The following is a 17487-nucleotide window of genomic DNA, read 5'->3' on the forward strand; positions in this document are numbered from 1 at the left end:
GCACTGAAAATATTTTATTTTTATCAATGCGATTTTTATAAATAATTTTTATTTGGAAAAAACATCTGAAATTACTTCTTTTATATTTTTCATCTCTTTTATTTCTAAATTTTTATATTCTTTTTTATCTATTGAACATTTTCCTATATAGGCTTTTTTGTAGCCTAGTCTTTCTATCTCTTTTAGTCTGGATTTTATTTGCGGAACTTTTTTAAGCTCTCCTGTAAGTCCTACTTCTGCTATAAAAACTGTTTTGTTATCGACTGGTTTTTTTAAATATGATGAGGCAATTGAAATCATTATGGCAAGATTTACTGATTGCTCTCTAATTTTTAGTCCGCCTGTTGCTTTTATTATTACATTTTCGTCAAATAGATTAATTCCTGCTCTTTCTTGTAAAATTGAAATCAAAGTATTTAAGTCATCTTTTCTCAAACTATCGCCGATTCTTTGGGGATAGGGCATAAATGATTTTGAAACCAAGGATTCTATTTCAATTTCCAAAAGCCTACTGCCTTCTTTCATAACAGAAATTGCTGATCCTTCAATTCCCGAATCTCTTTCTGTAATAAAATATTCCGACGGATTTGTAATTTCGATTAGACCTTCTTCTTGCATGGAAAATAATCCGACTTCGCCCGTTGGTCCAAACCTATTTTTTGTACTCGTCAAAAGCCTAAGGTCATCTTCGCTTTCTCCATCTAAAACTAAAACCGTATCTACCAAATGCTCCAAGGTTCTAAGCCCTGCCATTTCTCCTGATTTATTCATGTGGCCTACCATAATAAAGGCTCTTTTTTTCTCAGGATTTTTTGCAAGGTCAACGCATTTATTTGCGCATTCAATAGTTTGGGTAGGAGAACCTTGTTTGTTATCAAATTCGTTTAGAAAAAATGTTTGAATTGAATCTAAAATTACAATATCGGCATCTTTTTTCTTTATTTCAATTTCTGCAAGATCCATTGAATTTGTTGATAAAATCCAAATATTTTTTGAAATTTCTCCAATAATTCTATCAGCTCTTGCTTTTATTTGAGATTCACTTTCTTCTCCAGAAACATACATTACCTTAAAACCATCTTTCGCATAAGACGAAGACAACTCTAAAAGCAAAGTAGATTTTCCAGCTCCAGGTCTTGCTGTCAAAATTGAAACAGAATCTCTTACAAGTCCTCCGCCAATCGCCCTATCAAATTCGTCAAAAGAAGATTTTATTCTTTCAAACTCATCAAGTTTTACTTCTTTTAATAGCCTTGCCTCATTTTCAAAATCAAGGGAATTTTCTTTTGATGATGTCCTTTCGTTTTTTATAGTTTTTTCAATTAAAGTTCCCCATTTGCCACATTCTGGGCATTGACCTGCCCAAACATTTTGAACGTGACCACAATTTTTACATTCAAAAGCTCTTTTAAGCTTTGCCATTAATCTCACCTAGGACATAATTTACAGAAAATTGCTCGCAAGCTTTTTTTGGATCTTCCTTATAAATTTTTTCAAATTTATCTCTCAAAGTTTCCTTTTCATCAATTAATTTTTCAATACAAGAAAGATAAGTTTTCTCCTGACAGCTAAGTCCAGCTTTTGCTAAAGAAATAAAATATCTTATCCATTCACAAATAGTTTTCCCCTCATATTTTGCATCAAAGCCGTGCTCTTTTGCATCCATTTTTAATTTTTGACAAGAATCATAAGTCATATTTTTAAAATCTTCTCTCAATTTATTTAGATTTTCTTCATTATAAAATAAACCCTTGATTAAGGCTGGAAAAGAAAGATTGTATGGATAAGAAACTGCATCAGGCATCCTAATTTCTATATATTTTTTAACCCTAACATCAGGAAAAACTATAGAAAGAGCGTGAAAAATAATCTCATCAGAAAAATCTTTGTCCATTATTTTTTCAAATTTTGTATTCCCCTTATAAACATCTTGTCCATCTTCATGAACAAAAATTATATCAGTGTTTAAAATTTTTTCTGCATATTTTTCATAAGACATATCATCATCAAAGGCAAAATCATAAACGCCCGTCCTATTTTTGTCACAATATTCCCAAATTTCTTGGCGAAGATTTTTATTTTCATAAGGCTTTCCTTGGAAAATATAGGCATTGTCATAAAGAGTGTACATAAAAGGTGCAAGAGCATTTGCTACAAAAAATTTCTTTTTAAAATCTTTTTCATCTGAAAAATCTATGGCAGATTGAACACTTGCAGTTCCTCTCATCATATTTAAAGCATATTTTCCACCAAATTCAGTAAAATATTTTTGCATATATTTATACCTATCTTTTGGAATAATATTCAAATCCATTATTTTTGATTTTGGATGATAGCCCAAGGTTTCAAGATATTGATTTTTTTCATCAAAAATCGGAACAATTTCTCCCATAATTTTTTTATAAGACTTATCCAAATCATTTATATTTTTTTTAGCATCAATTGCAAGTTCAAATTGACCAGCAGGTTCAAGATTTACAGCAATATCTTCTTTTCTAAGTCCAAGAATATATCCATCTTCCTCGTTTGTCACAGAAAAACCCATACCCTTTAAATCTTTCAAAGTACTGCCCACGCCCTTTTCTCCAAAATAATCATAAGAAAAAAGCTCATCTTTATCTATAACAAAATGCTCCATTTCTAGACCAATTTTAAAATTTTCCTTTTGGCTTTCGCCAGATTTTATATATTCAACAATTTTATCTTTTTTTTCTTGATAATTCACGACATCCTCCACTTTCTAGACATTTTTCTATTCTTAATATACCCTTTTTACTTTAATAATAAATTTGCTTATATTTAATTTAATAATCTTATCAAAAGCAAAATAATTTTAAATATTTTATCTTTTTCTTGTAAATGTATATAATATAATTAAGAAAATTTAAAAATCCTTACGTGATTATATTTAATAAAAATATAATTTAAATAGTAAAAAAGGAGGAGATATGAAAAAGAAATTAGCACTAATTTTTACTATGGCTTTAATCTTTTCATCTTGTAGCGGAAAAATTATAAAAAATAATCAAAAAGAACCTGAAACAAAAAGCCAAACAAAAGAAACTCAAAAATTAGAAGAAGATAATTCAAACGAAAAAGTTTCTCAAAAAACAGAAAAAGACAATGTAGATAAAAAAATCGCAAAAGATAAGACAGACCAAAACGAAAATCAAGAAACAAATACTACCAATAATCAAAATAATTCAGAAAACAAAACTCAAACTGTACCAACTCCTAGCCAAAAAAAATCTTATGTAACATTTACAAATCCCGACCTATCAGACAATTCTAATAATTATCCTGAAGTTTTAAACGATTTAAATGGAAAAGAATTTCGATTTTCATCTGGAGCTGGCGGCTGGTGGACTATATTAAATTTTACAGAAAATGGCAATTTTACAGGTGTCTATAAAGATTATGATGCTGAGAGTGTAGCTGTTTGTGAATTTAATGGAAAATTCTCAATTGATTCAAAAGTAGATGAAACTTCCTATACTTTAAGACTTGATAGAGCAGAAATAAATAGTCCAGTAAATACTGAAGAAGTTCAAAATATTGATGGACAGGATATGACAGTAAAATATGTCGATCTTCCTTACGGATTTGAAGCAAGTGATGAAAAAATTCATTCTTTCCAAGATAAATTTACCTTATATCTTCCTTTAAGAAAAAGATCAGAAATGAGTGATGATGTAAACTACTGGTTAGATATAACTATTAATCCATTTATAGAAAAAGACATAAGCAGAGTTTACATACTTGTAAACGAAATAAATCAATTTCCTTTCAGGGAACAAGTAAAATAATGAAAGCATATTATAAAAAAGATAAATTTATTTTTGAAATTGAATATAATGAAAAAATTGAAAAAATTGCTTTGGTTGATGAAGAAAAGTCTGGCAAAGAATCTTTTATTTCAGATTTTTCTTTTGAAGAAATTTCTGCCTTTCTTGATGGGAATTTAAAAAAATTTTCATTTGAAATAAATCCTCAAGGGACAGATTTTCAAAAAAAAGTTTGGAGAGAAATTGAAAAAATCCCTTATGGAAAGACTATAACATACAAAGAAATTGGCGAAAAAATAAATTCTAAGGCCTACCAAGCTATTGGCTCTGCTTGTGGGAAAAATCCAATTTTGTTGAGAATTCCCTGCCACAGAGTTGTAGGAAAAAATAATTTGGGTGGATTTTTTATGGACTTGATTTAAAAAAATATTTATTGGAGCTTGAAAAAAATAAAATATAAATGAATTGTAATAGGAATTTTTCTTAGGAAATTTTAATAGCTTAGTCTTTTTAAAATTTCCTAAGATTTTTTTCTTTTAATATTTCATAATTTTTTTCAAAAATTTATTTACTACTTGGCTCTATCATATTGTAACAATCTCTGATTTTCCCAGTTTTTTTCAATTTTTCAAACATTTCCAAAACATCTTTTGACTCAAAAAGTCTTTTTTCAAAAGCATTGTAATCTTTTTTTTCAAAAATTTTCTTAAAATATTCAAATTCATAAAAATACAAATCTTTTTCTTTTTTTATATCAATAATTTCAAGCTTTCCATCTGAAAAACATTCAATTTTTTCTGCCTCTTGAATATTTCCCAAAACTTTTATATAGCCTTCTTCGCCTTGGATTATTATATAATTTTCACTTTTACTGTCTTTGGCATTGGTAAATGATACAGAAAAATCTCCATAAGAGATCAAACCTTGCCCTGCAATATCAACGCCGTATGGATTTATATTTCCAAAATATGAATAATCTTTTCCTTTTCCAAAAAGTTCATAAATCAAATGCAAATTATAAATTCCAAGATCTGCCAAAGCTCCTGCCGAAAATTCGCTTTTAAAAATATTTTCAACAACTCCTTCTTTATATTTATCAAATCTTGATGAATATTGGGAATAATTAATCATACAAGTGGAAATTTTTCCGATTTTTCCCAAAAGATTTTTTAAAATCTCAAGGCTTGGCAAATATTTTATGGAAATCGCCTCAAACAAAAACAAATTTCTTTCTTTTGAAATTTTTATTAAATCATCAAGCTCTTTTGTATTGGTAAAAAATGGCTTTTCACAAATCACATTTTTATTTGCCAAAAGACACATTTTTGCCTGCTTATAATGCAAAGAATTTGGGCTTGCTATATAAGCAAAATCAATTTTTGGATCTTCAAGCATTTTTTTAAGATCATCAAAAGATTTTTCTGCCCCAAATTTTTCTTTCAAATAATCAGCCTTTTCAATAGACCTTGAATAGGCTCCATAATAATTATATCCGTCCATTTTTACCACAGTTTTCAAAACATTTTCAACTATAAAATTTGAACCTATGCTTACAAAGTTAATCATATAACCCCCTATTTTTTACCCTAATATAAAAAATAATTGTAGAAATTAAATAACAAAAAATAAATAAATATATCAAAGAAAGTCTTTCAAAGACTAAAGTTATTAATAAATCAATAAAAAAAGATGGAAAAAATGATTTAATATAGCCTTTGCCTATATATTTATCTCCAATCATTGATTTTGGATATTCAGTAAATATAGGCTTATTATAAAATAACAAAACTATATTCTCACTTGCCAATGTAGCAAGAATTAAAATTATAATATCAAAAAAATCTTTGATACCTACTAATTTATATTTTAACAAAAAACTAAGTAGGAAAACCAAAATTACTAGCACACCTGTAAGAAAAATTGTGAATAAATTTTTACTTAAAATATATGATAGAATATTATTTTTATTAAGCTTTTTCTTATCCTCAAAATAAATTTCATCCGAAAGACAAGCCTCTCTAAAAATAAGGGAGGTCAAAAGAGAAATAAAAAAATAAAATAAAAATATTAGTCCTCCCCTATTTATCAACAATTTCAAAGATAGATATACCATAGCTAAAATTGTAAAAATAATAAAAATTAATTTTTCATCAAAATATTTTTTGAATGTATCTTTAAAAAACATATATCCTCCCAATAAATTTTTACCCAAGTATTGGGTAAACTAATTATAGGAGGAATTATGAAATATTTTTTATTAATATGTTTAGTAGTATGGATTATCTTTATCAAATCCATACAAAATAAAATAATTACTAAGATCATGTTTTTACCAATATATTATTTTATTTGCCTAGGACTTTTTTTGATTTTATTTTTGATAATTTACAAATTTTCTTTTACTTTTCTAGATTTTTCCATAATTTTTTTGATAAGCTTTGGATTTTTCTTATCCTTAAAAAGTCAAGGAGTTACAAAAAATTCTATTATTATTTTTGAAAAAATTCCTGTTTTCCCAAAATTTATAAAGTTTAAATACATAAAAAATATAGAAACTATAGAAAATTCAAAATATCCAAAGTGTAGAATTTGAGCTTATGGAAATTTTTATGATTTTTACTTTAAAGATTACAAATATATAGTGATTTTTAAAAATATTTTTGAAAATTACATAGATCATAAACTTTAACCTAGTATATGATTAAAAATCTTAAATTTAAAGCCTAGGTAAAATAAGTTAGCATTATACAAAATATAATTTTATTTTACATAAGATATAAATATCTAATAAAATTTATAAATTTCAACTATGTAAAATAAAAAGATTGGTTCAAATTTTAAAATTTTTCTATTATTGCCTCGACATTATCAATTCAAATAAAACAAATTTATGTGATCAGAATTCTTATATTTAAATGAATAATTTTTTACAACAGACATTTATTTTTACATTTTACACTAATCAGTTAATAAAAAACTTTTATAATTTTTAGTTTTAAACATAAGCTCAACATTTATTTTCATAATGATTTTACAAGTTTCATTTTTCCAAATATCAAATTTAAAATATAAGTTTTAAAGATTTAATAATAGAAAAAATTTTTATAGCTTAGATTTTAAAGTTTATCCATATTCTTATTGATTTCATTGGTTTTTTTATATTTTCGTAGAGAAGTTTCTTCATCCATTTATTTTAAATTTTTAGAAAATTTTAATTGATAATGCAAATCATTCTTGACATTTGTTATTTTTATTGCTAATATTTAGTTGTCGATAGTTAATTAACTAAAAATACAAATTTATAAATTAAATAATAAGGAGAATAAAATGAAAAATAAAAAATCACTTAGTTTAATTGCCCTTTTATCTTTGGGCCTTGTTATGACAGCTTGTCAAAAAGATCAAAAAAATGATGAGACTTCAAGTTCAAATGTTTCTCAAGAAATGAAAAAAGATGATGCTTCAAATGTAAGCGATTCTTCTTCAAATATTGAAGAGAAAAAAGAAGATTCAGCAGAGGTAAGTCTTTCTGACTGGGAAGGCGAATGGAATGATATGGGCGGATATCTTGACAAAGATGAAGTTCAAAGTGCTTTTAAAACTTTAGCTGAAAAAGAAAAAGTTGATGAAAAAGAAGCTAAGGAAAATTATTTAAAGAAAAGAAAATGTGATTTTGGTGGTCTTGAAATAAAAGATAATAAAATCAAATTCTTAAAAGATTTCCCTGATAAAAAAGGTGAAGTTATCGGTGAGAGCGAATATAAATATGTTGGAAAAGAAGAAGTTGAACATGGTGGTCATAAATTAGAATGGGATATTTTTGAAGCTGTAAATGATGATGCGCCTTATAAATTTATTCTTATGATGCCAATTCATGGGGAAGAAAGTCTAACACATTTCCATATGAGATATGGTGATGATAAGGAAAGTTTATTAAAAGATGAAGGATGGTTCCCTACTTTTGTAAAACCAAATACAACTGATGCACAAATAATTGATGAAATTACTGAATAGATTATGTGGGTTGAAATTTTTCAACCCTCTTTCTAAGGAGGAAGAATGAAAAAAAGATATATAAGTTTTTTTGTTTTCTTGCTTTTTCTTTTTAGCTCTTGTGCAAACAAGAATGAACACTCTTCCGATAAACCTTTGGTTTATACTTCCTTTTATCCTGTTTATGAAATGACAAAAATGATTGGTGATGACACGATAGATGTAGAATCTTTTATGCCCCTTGATAAGCAACCTCACCTTTGGGAGCCAAGTCCTAAAGATATGAAAAAACTTGCAAAATGTGATCTTTTGGTTGTAAATGGCGCCAATATGGAACCTTGGCTTGATAAGGTTAAGGAAAATTTACCAAATCTTGATATTTTAAAATTATCTGATTCTGTTGACCTTATTACTTATAAGGGAGCAGCAGCTATCGGTGATTTTCAATATATGTCCAAAGTAAATTTAAAAAAAGGAAAAAATAAATTTGATTTTGGTCACACTCACGAAGATATGATGAGGGTTGCCTTTATAAAAGATGATGGTACTCGTGGAGAAAATTTGGTAAAAAAATGTAAAGATATAATGGGCCAAAAGGGAGAGCTAATTCATCAAAAAGAAACTTTCGATCTTGAAGAAGGAAAGGTTTATGGACTTGAAATGGGACATGAATCTGGAGAAATTTTCTTTAATATTCCAAAAGATGGAGATTATATTTTTATAAGCGACAGGATAAGTGAAGATCTTCTTCCATATAATTTGGTTGGAAGTAATGGTAAATTTTTAAAAGATGAAAAAAAAGAAGAACCTTTGATGGAAGGTTCATCTTCTGGATTTGATAAAATAACTTATGATCCCCACTCATGGTTATCCATTACCAATGCAAAAAAATATTTGAATGCTATCAATGAAAAATTAACCGAAAAATATCCGAAAAATGAAAGAATTTATAGGAAAAATAAATTAAAGTATGTTGATAAACTTACTGATATTGATGCAAATTATAAGGAAAAATTTTCAAAAATTGACAAAAATAAAAGAAATTTCTTGGTAATTCATTATGCCTATGCTTATATAGCAAGAGATTTTGATTTGATTCAATATCCACTTCAAGGTCTAACAAGTTTAGAAAATCCTAGCCTTAAAACTATAAAAAAAGCCATAGACTTTTCTGAAAGCAAAAATGTTTCCACAGTTTTTTATGAATATGGACAAAATCCAAAACAAGCTCAGGCTTTGGCTGAAGAAATTGGTGGAAAAATCTCTCCTCTTGCTTCTATGGAATATGTTAATAAGGAACAGGAGAAAGGTAAACTTAATTATATTGATCTTATGGAAATGAATCTTGAAAATCTCTACAAATCTATGACCGAGGAGGAAAATAATGAAAGCAGTATCAATAAATAATTTGAATTTTTCTTATTCACAAATTCCTGTTTTAAAAAATTGCAATTTGAATGTTGATGTTGGTGAATTTACGGTAATTCTTGGTGGAAATGGTTCAGGTAAATCAACTTTAATAAAGCTTATGCTTGGAGAATTAAAAAGTAATAGTGGAGAAATTAAAATTCTTGGCAAAAATATTGAAGATTATGTTTCTTTTAAAGACATTGGCTATGTCCCACAAATAAATATAGTAAATAAAATTGCCTTTCCTATAACTTGCCTTGAACTAGTTTCATTAAATCTTTATGAAGAATTTGGTCTTATTAAAATCCCTAAGAAAAATCATTACCAAAAAGCAAAAGATATACTAAAAAAAATGGGTATGGAAAATTATATCAACACTCCTGTAAATGAATTGTCGGGAGGTCTTGCTCAAAGGGCGATGATTTCAAAAGCTATGATAAATGATCCAAAAATTTTAATTCTTGATGAACCGACAGCAGGAGTTGATAAATATTCTAAGGACCATTTTTTTGAAACAATAGATTTTCTTTCAAAAAAATTTAATGTAACTATAATTATGGTTACTCACGAATTAAAAGAAATGGAATCTTTAAATATTAAAATGACAAAATATGAAATGATAGAAGGGAGTTTGAAAAAATGCTAGAATTTGCTTTTATGAGAAAGGCACTTATTTTGGGATTTTTACTTTCTATTATGATTCCTATAATAGGAATTGTAATGGTAAATAGAAAAACTTCCATGATAGGTGATGCCCTATCTCACACAGCTCTTGCTGGAGTTGGAATGGGATTAATATTAGGTTTTGATCCTCTTTTGGGATCATCAATTGTTTGTATTGTAGCTGCCTTTTTGATAGAACTTATAAGAAAAAAACTTCCCCAATATGGAGATATGGCAACAGCAGTTATTATGAGTACTGGTTTAGGAATCGCAGCCATTCTTTCAGATTTTGCTCCAGGTGGAAATTCTTTTGAATCTTACCTTTTTGGATCAATTTCATCAGTTACAGATAGAGATATAGTAAATACAAGTATTGCCTTTATTTTGGTTTTAATATTATCAATTTCAAGATATTCATCTCTTTTAGCTATAGCGATAGATCCAAATACAGCTAGGCTTTCTGGAGTAAAAGTAAAAAGACTTGATGCATCTTTTACTCTCCTTGCAGCCATAACTATAGCCTTGTCTGTAAAAATAATTGGAGCTTTAATGGTTACAAGCTTAATAGTTTTACCAGTAGCAACAGCCTTAATTATTGCTAAAAGTTATAAACAAACATTTTTTATAACAATTACACTCGGCGTAATCTATATGATGCTTGGTATTATTCTAAGTTATCAATTCGATATAAAACCCGGTGGAGCAATTGTTGTAAATGCAATAATAGGAATGTTAATATTTGTTTTATATAAAAAGTTAAGAAAAAATAAAGTATAAAAATTGGGCTTTTACAGAATCTTATATTTTGTAAAGCCCATTTTAAATTTAAAAATTTCACTTAAATTCAATTCGATTTTATAACTTTAATAAAATTAATATTTTAAATATAGATTAAATTGATTTATAAATGTTTTTTTGGTAAACTGTTTATATATTGTGCAAATGTTTTCTAATGGAGATTATCTTATGAAAATTTCATAAAAAAATACTCTTATCAATCATATTTGTCCTAATTATTCTTTTTATTATCGCCATTATTACTTATTATTCTTTTAAATAATCACAAGGAGCCTTAATGAAAATAAAAATTGAACTATTACTTATTATAAGCTTATTTTCTATATTTGTAGGATGTAATATCATAAAAAATGAAAAAAATTTTTCTGAAGAAGAAATAAAAAAAGACGCCTTTATTATGTATAATCCTAAAAAAGAAAATGCAAAAAGCATTGAAACTTACAAGTCTTCTATGGCTGATGAGCTTTTTGAAGATACTTATGCTTACAAAATTTATGAAAAAAATAAGGAAAATCTTGGCAAAACTCGTGATATTCTTATGGAAGAATGCATTGATTACGCAAATAATTTGTATTTTATTTTTAGCTCTGATCTTGAAAAAATCAAAAAAAATAAGGGAAGTCTTAGGGCTAATTTGACTAATGAAAACGGCGAAGAATCTATCGAAAAAAGTTTATACGAAACTCAGCTTTTGGCAATTTGTGACACTTCTTCCAAACTTTATTATGCAATAAATGATTTAAAACTTGTAAATGATTTGATGGGAAATTCCTCTGATGATTTAAAAATTTATACAAAAGATTTTGTTGAAAAAAACGGGGAAAGTTTGCTTGATGACCAAATGAAAAATTTTGGTTTTGCTTATAATGATAAGGCTAAAGAAACTATAGAAAATCTTATAATATCCTATCTGGATGAATTTAAAAAAGATCTCCCTCACAAAGATGGAGATAAGACAAATATTAAAATCGAAAAAGAAGTTAAGCTCAGCATGGAAAAGCTTGAAATTTTGAAATATTTTGATGATTTAGAAAAAGCTTTGAGAAAAACTTATAAGGAAAATTAAAAAAATTAAATAATTTCAATCAAAAAGGCTCAAAATGAATTTTCATTTTAAGCCTTATTTTTTATCCCAAAACCTCTGATTTTTCTTTTATTTTTTCTTTTTTGTTGGCAAAATTTATTTTTCCTTCTTTTACTGTAAGATTTATTACCATATCTTTTGATAATTTTCCTTCCAAAATTTCTTCTGCCAATTGGTTGTCAATTTTATTTGTGATGTGACGTTCAAGTGGTCTTGCCCCGTATTCTTTTGAAAATCCGCCTTCTGAAAGTAAATCAACTACTCTCTTGTTGTAATTTATTTCTATTCCAAGATTTTTAAGTCTATCTTTTGTTTCTTCAAGTAAAATTTTTGTAATTTCCTTGATAGCATCTTTATCAAGTGAATTAAACATTATTATATCGTCAAGTCTGTTTAAAAATTCTGGAGCAAAGGCGTTTTTTATTGCCTTATTTATTATTTCCTTATTTGAATCGTCAATTTCTTTTTCCACATCTCCGGTTCCAAATCCAATTTTTGGATTTTGATTTAAAGAAGAAACTCCAACGTTACTTGTCATAATTATAATTGTATTTTTAAAATCTACAGTTCTTCCTTGACCATCTGTCAAACGTCCATCATCAAGAATTTGTAAAAGCAAATTGAAAATATCTGGATGGGCTTTTTCAATTTCGTCAAATAAAATTACAGAATATGGATTTTTTCTTACAGCTTCTGTAAGTTGACCGCCTTCTTCGTAACCAACATATCCTGGAGGAGATCCAACAAGTCTTGACACAGCAAATTTTTCCATATATTCACTCATGTCCATTCTGATTAGATTATCCATATCTCCAAATAAATTTTTTGCCAAAGATTTTGCAAGATATGTTTTACCAACTCCTGTTGGCCCTACAAAAATAAATGAACCTATTGGTTTTTTTGGATCTTTTAAGCCAACTCTTGCTCTTTTTATAGCGTGAGAAATTTTATCAATCGCCTTATCTTGACCTATAACTTCTTTTTTAAGGTCAATATCAAGATCCATATATTTTTGTTTTTCGTCTTCTGTTAATTTTGTTATTGGAACTTTTGACCAAGATGAAACAATTTTTGCAACTTCATCAAAAGAAATTTTTAAATCTGTTTTGTTTTCTTCTTTTTCTTTTTCAAGTTTTTCGCGAGTTTCATTTATTTGATCTCTTAGGCTTGCGGCTTTTTCAAAATTTTGCTCATTTATAGCCATATTTTTTTCTTCAATGAGCTTATCTAAAATTTCTTTATTTGAAACTTGATTTTTATTTTCCTTATAATTTTTAATTCTTTCTTTTGAACAAGCCTCATCAATTACGTCAATCGCCTTGTCTGGCAAAAATCTATCTTGGATATATCTTTGTGATAAATCTACAGCAGCTTTTATGGCTTCATCTGTAATTTCTACCTTGTGATGGTCTTCGTATTTATCTTTCAATCCTTCAATTATTTTTATTGTGTCATCTTTATTTGGCTCTTCGACATGAACTGGTTGCATTCTTCTAGTTAAAGCTTGGTCTTTTTCTACATGCTTTCTATATTCATCAATTGTTGTCGCACCAATTATTTGAATATCGCCTTTGGCAAGAATTGGTTTTAAAATATTTGCTGCATCCATAGAGCCTTCGCTTGCTCCAGCTCCCAAAACCATGTGAAATTCGTCAATAAATAAAACTACATCTTCTCTTTGTTCAAGTTCTCCAAATAATTTTTTAAGTCTATCTTCAAAATCTCCACGATATTTTGTTCCAGCAATCATGCTTGCAAGATCAAGAGATACAATTGTTTTTTCTTTCATAACAAAAGGAACTTTTCCATCAACAATTCTTTGAGCAAGTCCTTCGATTATTGCTGTTTTTCCAACTCCTGGATCTCCAATCAAAATCGGATTGTTTTTTGTTCTTCTTAAAAGAATTTGAATAACTCTTTCAACTTCATCTTCCCTTCCAATAACTGGATCAATTTTTCCAGCCTCTGCCATTTCATTTAAATTTTTGGCGAATTTTTTTAAATTTTCGCTCAAATTATTAGATGTATTAGAAGATTTTTCTTCCTTTTGCAAACGAATCAAATTGTCTCTGATAATTTTTTTATCAAGACCTGACAACATAAACATTAAATTTGTAAATGAATCATCGTCATTTAAAATTGCAAGAAGAACATCTTCCTCGCTTGCAGAAACTTTTTTTCTTTTTTGGGCAAAAAGTCTTGCCCTATCAAAAATTTGTCTTACTTTATTAGAATATTCCTTTGCAGGCCTTACCGCAGAGCCTTTGCCAATATTATTTATTACAATTGACCTTAAAAGTTCGTAATTTGCACCAGCTTCTTCCAAAGCCTTTGTCGCAAGAGAACCTGTTTTCATAAGAGCCAAAAGCAAATGTTCAACTCCTATATAATCGTGGCTAAGAGAATAGGATTCCCTTCGAGCCTGACCTGTTAGCCTATTTAATTTGTTATTTTCCATTATCTAGCCTCCATGTACGAATTTAAAAATTCATTTCTTTCATTGTCACGGTTGCCCTTGTACTTATCCTTTGTAATATTGAAAATCAAATACTCAATTTCTTGATTTGATAATTTTGTTTTAAAACCCAAAATATTATATTTTTTTAAATCATAAAGACAATTTATCATACTGGTTAGGGTCTTTAAATTCTTACTTTCTAAATTATCTTCCAAAATTTTTATAGAATCTTTTATATCTTCATCATTTAATCCATTTAAAGATTGGAAATCTCTCCTAAATCTTCTCTCATTTCTAACGACTGTATCTAAAATATTTTCAAAATTTTCCAAATATTCGTCCATTTTCTCCCTATAATTTCCGAAATTTTTCAAAATATAAATATCATCGTCATAGGATTTAAAATATTCTGGAACAAATCTTGTAAGATAAATTCCATCATGAGCAAGACTTGATTTTAAAGTTAGATATGCTTGGGTATTATCCAAAAGTCCAAACAAAAATAATTTAAACCTTATTTCAATTCCATTTCCACAATCTCTACCAAAACTTGTCAAATATCCATATTGAGGAGAAAAAGAAAAATCAAATTTTTTATCCAAATCTTCTTCAATTTCCATCGCCCTTTCATAAGCAAGTTTAATTTCTTCTCCAAAATTTGAAATATTTATAGAAATATGATCCTTATCATTTATAACAAGAATATAATCATCCTCAAAAACAAAACCAATCACAGCTTCTTTATTTTTTGAATCTTCTGTAATTATTCCTGCATTAATAAGTTTATTTAAAGTATTTTCATCTATCTCATCTAAAAGTATCAATTCATCCCCATAAATCCCCCTAAATTTTTCAATAATTTCTAGAGAATCTTTTTCCGAAAGACTTATGGGAAAATTATATCCTTCAATATTTCTTTTCAAAGATAAGTTGTTTTCAAGTATTATGTCCTTATAATAATCTATCAATTTCTCACCTTCATATTTAATTCATCTATTTTTTCTTTAAGATCTTGAGCCTTCTCAAAATCTTCAATCTCAACTGATTTTTGCAACTGTTCTTGCAAATTTTTAATTTTTATTGCCACTTCTCTGAAATCTCTGTGTTTTTTTGGAAATTTTCCGTCATATTTTTTCAAATTATTTACAGCCTTCAAAATTTCTACCGTAAGTTTTTTGTCGATTTCATAGCAATGAGGACATCCAAAAACTCCACTTTTTATATTTGTCAAAGAATTTCCACACTTTGGACAAGTTTCTTCTTTTAATGATGAAAAATAATCATAGGAAAAATTATTTTTGGAAATTTTATAATCATAATAAGAATCTATAATTTGATCCAGGCTTGGAACAAATTTATCTACCAAGCTTTTCCAATCAAAATTATTTATATCAATATCTTTTTCATTTCCATCAAAAAGAAAATTTCCTTCGCCTTTGGATAATTTTTCCATACAATCATTGCACAAGTGGAAATCATGTTCTATGCCATTTATAATTGCTTTTACAGTTACATTTGCTTCGTTGTCGCATCTGTCACACTTCATAATTAACTCCTTATTAGAAAGCTCAGTAAAATATTTTTTACTATATCATGCCTTACTAAATTTCTCTTATTTTTTTCTACATTCATAAGGGACTTGTCAAGGATAGCATAGACTGCAATTCCCAATTCATTTTCGTTCATATATCCCTTGTTAAAAAGTTCTGTAAAAAAACTTTTTGCCCTTTCCTCAGTTAATTCTTTATCTAAATTTTTAATAATATATTTTATATAATCATCTTCATCTTCAACTATAGTAATAATTCTTATAAAGCCGTTGCCGCCTCTTTTGCTTTCAATTAAATATCCATTGTATGGAGTAAATCTTGTAGAAAGCACATAATTAATTTGACTTGGAGAACACTCAAACCTTGTTGCCAAATCATTTCTTCCAATTTCTACAAAACCATCTTGAGTATCTTCCAAAAGAGCTTTCAAGAATTTTTCTATATCAGACGTTAGTCCTGCCATAGATTTACCTCGATTTCTTTGACTTTCTCTGACCTTTCAAATAATAAATAAAGATTCAATTCGAATCTTATTTTTATTGTACACTAAAATAGTATAGATTCAAGAATGTTGATATGCAATAAAAATATAAAAAAACAAGGCCAAAAAATTAGCCTCATAGTGTAGTCAAAGTATAAATGTAGATACTGTTTTATTTTAAAATAAAAATTAAGCTACGTACCATCTCGACTAGGTGAGTTAAGCGAACGCACGGAGAGATCTCATGAGATTTCTCGACTCACTACGTTCGCTCGAAATGGGCAAATTTTTAGTTTGTCAAAAGGCTGAGGCTAAAAATTAGCTTTATTTTTTAATCATCTCGCCTATTGCCAAACAAAATCCAAAGTCTTAAAAATTGTAAGGCAGTAGAAATTGTAGCTGCCACATAAGTTAAAGCTGCAGCTTTTAGCATATCTTTTGCATAATCATTTTCAACACCAACAAGCATGCCCGATTCATTTAAAACTTTCAAAGCTCTCCTTGATGCATCAAATTCTACAGGAAGAGTAATAATTTGAAAAATTAAAACAAAAGAAAATAAAAATATTCCAATGCTAATTAATTTTCCCATAGAAAGAAAGATTCCCAATAAAATCATAGGAAAAGATAATTTTGAGCCAAGATTTACTGCAGGAATCAAGAAAGATTTTATTTTTAAAGGAATATAGCCTTTTTTGTATTGAATAACGTGTCCACATTCGTGAGCTGCCGCAGCCAAAGATGCAATCGAAGTATCATCAATAGAATCTTCCGTCAAAGCAATTTCTTTACTAATAGGATTAAAATAATAAGATAAATCCCCTTTTATTTTTTTGATTGAAATATCATTATAAGAATTTGTAGATAAAATATATCTTGCAGCATCAAAACCTGTTATAGATTTTTGAGTTTTTATTTTTTTGTACTTATCAAATTTTCTTTGAATATTAGCTTGAGCAAGACTACTAATAAAAAGTCCAATCAAAACTAAAAAATAAGTTCTGTCAAAATAAAACATAATTTTCTCCTTTTATTTTTTTCAATATACTACAGGGATTTTTTATTTCAATTGTAAAAAAATAAAACACAAGGAAATTAGAAATTTAAAATATAAAGATAATAAAAAGAGCTATTGATTTAAATATGCAAAAAATCAAATAAAATCTTTGAAAATATTTCCCAAAATAAAAAGACCCCTTTGGGCCTTTTTATAATATAGAAAAGAATAAGTTAGTCCTAGTTTTCTATAGGGAAAACTATAAGGA

At 27.6% G+C, this 17487-nt stretch carries 17 protein-coding genes; 8 read left to right on the forward strand and 9 right to left on the reverse strand.

Annotation, left to right across the window (positions count from 1 at the left end):
* Positions 1–48: 48 nt before the first annotated feature.
* Positions 49–1422, reverse strand: coding sequence for a DNA repair protein RadA (radA, locus tag HGAG_RS09955; RefSeq protein WP_019119004.1), 1374 nt, complete (start codon positions 1420–1422; stop codon positions 49–51).
* Positions 1409–2725, reverse strand: a complete 1317-nt coding sequence (locus HGAG_RS09960) for a glutamate-cysteine ligase family protein (RefSeq protein ID WP_019119005.1) — start codon at positions 2723–2725, stop codon at positions 1409–1411. The genes radA and HGAG_RS09960 overlap by 14 nt, the downstream gene beginning before the upstream one ends.
* A gap of 223 nt (positions 2726–2948) precedes the next feature.
* On the opposite strand from HGAG_RS09960, the gene HGAG_RS09965 reads away from it, so the two are divergent.
* Both HGAG_RS09965 and HGAG_RS11030 read left to right on the forward strand, forming a co-directional pair.
* The gene (locus HGAG_RS09965; protein ID WP_019119006.1) at positions 2949–3806 is read left to right on the forward strand and encodes a hypothetical protein; all 858 of its coding nucleotides are present in this window, start codon (positions 2949–2951) and stop codon (positions 3804–3806) included.
* Positions 3806–4207: a methylated-DNA--[protein]-cysteine S-methyltransferase gene (locus tag HGAG_RS11030; protein WP_019119007.1), complete on the forward strand. Its 402-nt coding sequence runs from the start codon at positions 3806–3808 to the stop codon at positions 4205–4207. Before HGAG_RS09965 ends, HGAG_RS11030 begins: the two co-directional genes overlap by 1 nt.
* A 142-nt stretch (positions 4208–4349) precedes the next feature.
* On the opposite strand, the gene HGAG_RS09975 is transcribed toward HGAG_RS11030, so the two are convergent.
* Entirely contained in the window at positions 4350–5351 is a 1002-nt protein-coding gene (locus HGAG_RS09975; RefSeq protein WP_019119008.1) for a Gfo/Idh/MocA family protein, read from the reverse strand.
* Positions 5344–5970, reverse strand: coding sequence for a hypothetical protein (locus HGAG_RS09980; protein WP_019119009.1), 627 nt, complete (start codon positions 5968–5970; stop codon positions 5344–5346). Before HGAG_RS09980 ends, HGAG_RS09975 begins: the two co-directional genes overlap by 8 nt.
* 57 nt (positions 5971–6027) lie before the next feature.
* On the opposite strand from HGAG_RS09980, the gene HGAG_RS11035 reads away from it, so the two are divergent.
* The 6 genes from HGAG_RS11035 to HGAG_RS10010 all read left to right on the forward strand — a co-directional run bounded on the left by HGAG_RS11035 (position 6028) and on the right by HGAG_RS10010 (position 11715).
* A complete protein-coding gene (locus HGAG_RS11035; RefSeq protein ID WP_019119010.1) occupies positions 6028–6378 on the forward strand; it encodes a hypothetical protein in 351 nt (116 codons plus the stop codon).
* Positions 6379–7112: 734 nt separating this feature from the next.
* Positions 7113–7799 carry a ZinT/AdcA family metal-binding protein gene (locus HGAG_RS09990; protein ID WP_019119011.1) on the forward strand — a complete coding sequence of 229 codons (687 nt, stop codon included), beginning with the start codon at positions 7113–7115 and terminating at the stop codon, positions 7797–7799.
* 45 nt (positions 7800–7844) lie between these two features.
* Positions 7845–9185, forward strand: a complete 1341-nt coding sequence (locus tag HGAG_RS09995) for a metal ABC transporter substrate-binding protein (protein ID WP_019119012.1) — start codon at positions 7845–7847, stop codon at positions 9183–9185.
* A complete protein-coding gene (locus tag HGAG_RS10000; RefSeq protein WP_019119013.1) occupies positions 9163–9834 on the forward strand; it encodes a metal ABC transporter ATP-binding protein in 672 nt (223 codons plus the stop codon). The genes HGAG_RS09995 and HGAG_RS10000 overlap by 23 nt, the downstream gene beginning before the upstream one ends.
* A complete protein-coding gene (locus tag HGAG_RS10005) occupies positions 9828–10628 on the forward strand; it encodes a metal ABC transporter permease (RefSeq protein WP_004839695.1) in 801 nt (266 codons plus the stop codon). Before HGAG_RS10000 ends, HGAG_RS10005 begins: the two co-directional genes overlap by 7 nt.
* A gap of 298 nt (positions 10629–10926) precedes the next feature.
* Positions 10927–11715 (forward strand): hypothetical protein, encoded by a 789-nt coding sequence (locus HGAG_RS10010; protein ID WP_019119014.1) that lies wholly within the window; start codon positions 10927–10929, stop codon positions 11713–11715.
* A 61-nt stretch (positions 11716–11776) separates the two neighbouring features.
* On the opposite strand, the gene HGAG_RS10015 is transcribed toward HGAG_RS10010, so the two are convergent.
* The 5 genes from HGAG_RS10015 to HGAG_RS10035 form a co-directional block, all read right to left on the reverse strand.
* Positions 11777–14191, reverse strand: coding sequence for an ATP-dependent Clp protease ATP-binding subunit (locus HGAG_RS10015; RefSeq protein WP_019119015.1), 2415 nt, complete (start codon positions 14189–14191; stop codon positions 11777–11779).
* Positions 14191–15159, reverse strand: coding sequence for an ATP--guanido phosphotransferase (locus tag HGAG_RS10020; protein WP_019119016.1), 969 nt, complete (start codon positions 15157–15159; stop codon positions 14191–14193). The genes HGAG_RS10015 and HGAG_RS10020 overlap by 1 nt, the downstream gene beginning before the upstream one ends.
* On the reverse strand, positions 15156–15737 hold the full coding sequence (locus HGAG_RS10025; protein WP_004839686.1) for a hypothetical protein: 582 nt from the start codon (positions 15735–15737) through the stop codon (positions 15156–15158). The genes HGAG_RS10020 and HGAG_RS10025 overlap by 4 nt, the downstream gene beginning before the upstream one ends.
* A gap of 2 nt (positions 15738–15739) precedes the next feature.
* Positions 15740–16204, reverse strand: a complete 465-nt coding sequence (locus HGAG_RS10030; RefSeq protein WP_019119017.1) for a CtsR family transcriptional regulator — start codon at positions 16202–16204, stop codon at positions 15740–15742.
* Positions 16205–16553: 349 nt separating this feature from the next.
* Positions 16554–17240, reverse strand: a complete 687-nt coding sequence (locus tag HGAG_RS10035) for a zinc metallopeptidase (RefSeq protein ID WP_019119018.1) — start codon at positions 17238–17240, stop codon at positions 16554–16556.
* Between the last annotated feature and the right edge of the window lie 247 nt (positions 17241–17487).

This window comes from Anaerococcus obesiensis ph10 (assembly GCF_000311745.1).
Taxonomy (GTDB): Bacteria; Bacillota; Clostridia; order Tissierellales; family Peptoniphilaceae; genus Anaerococcus; species Anaerococcus vaginalis.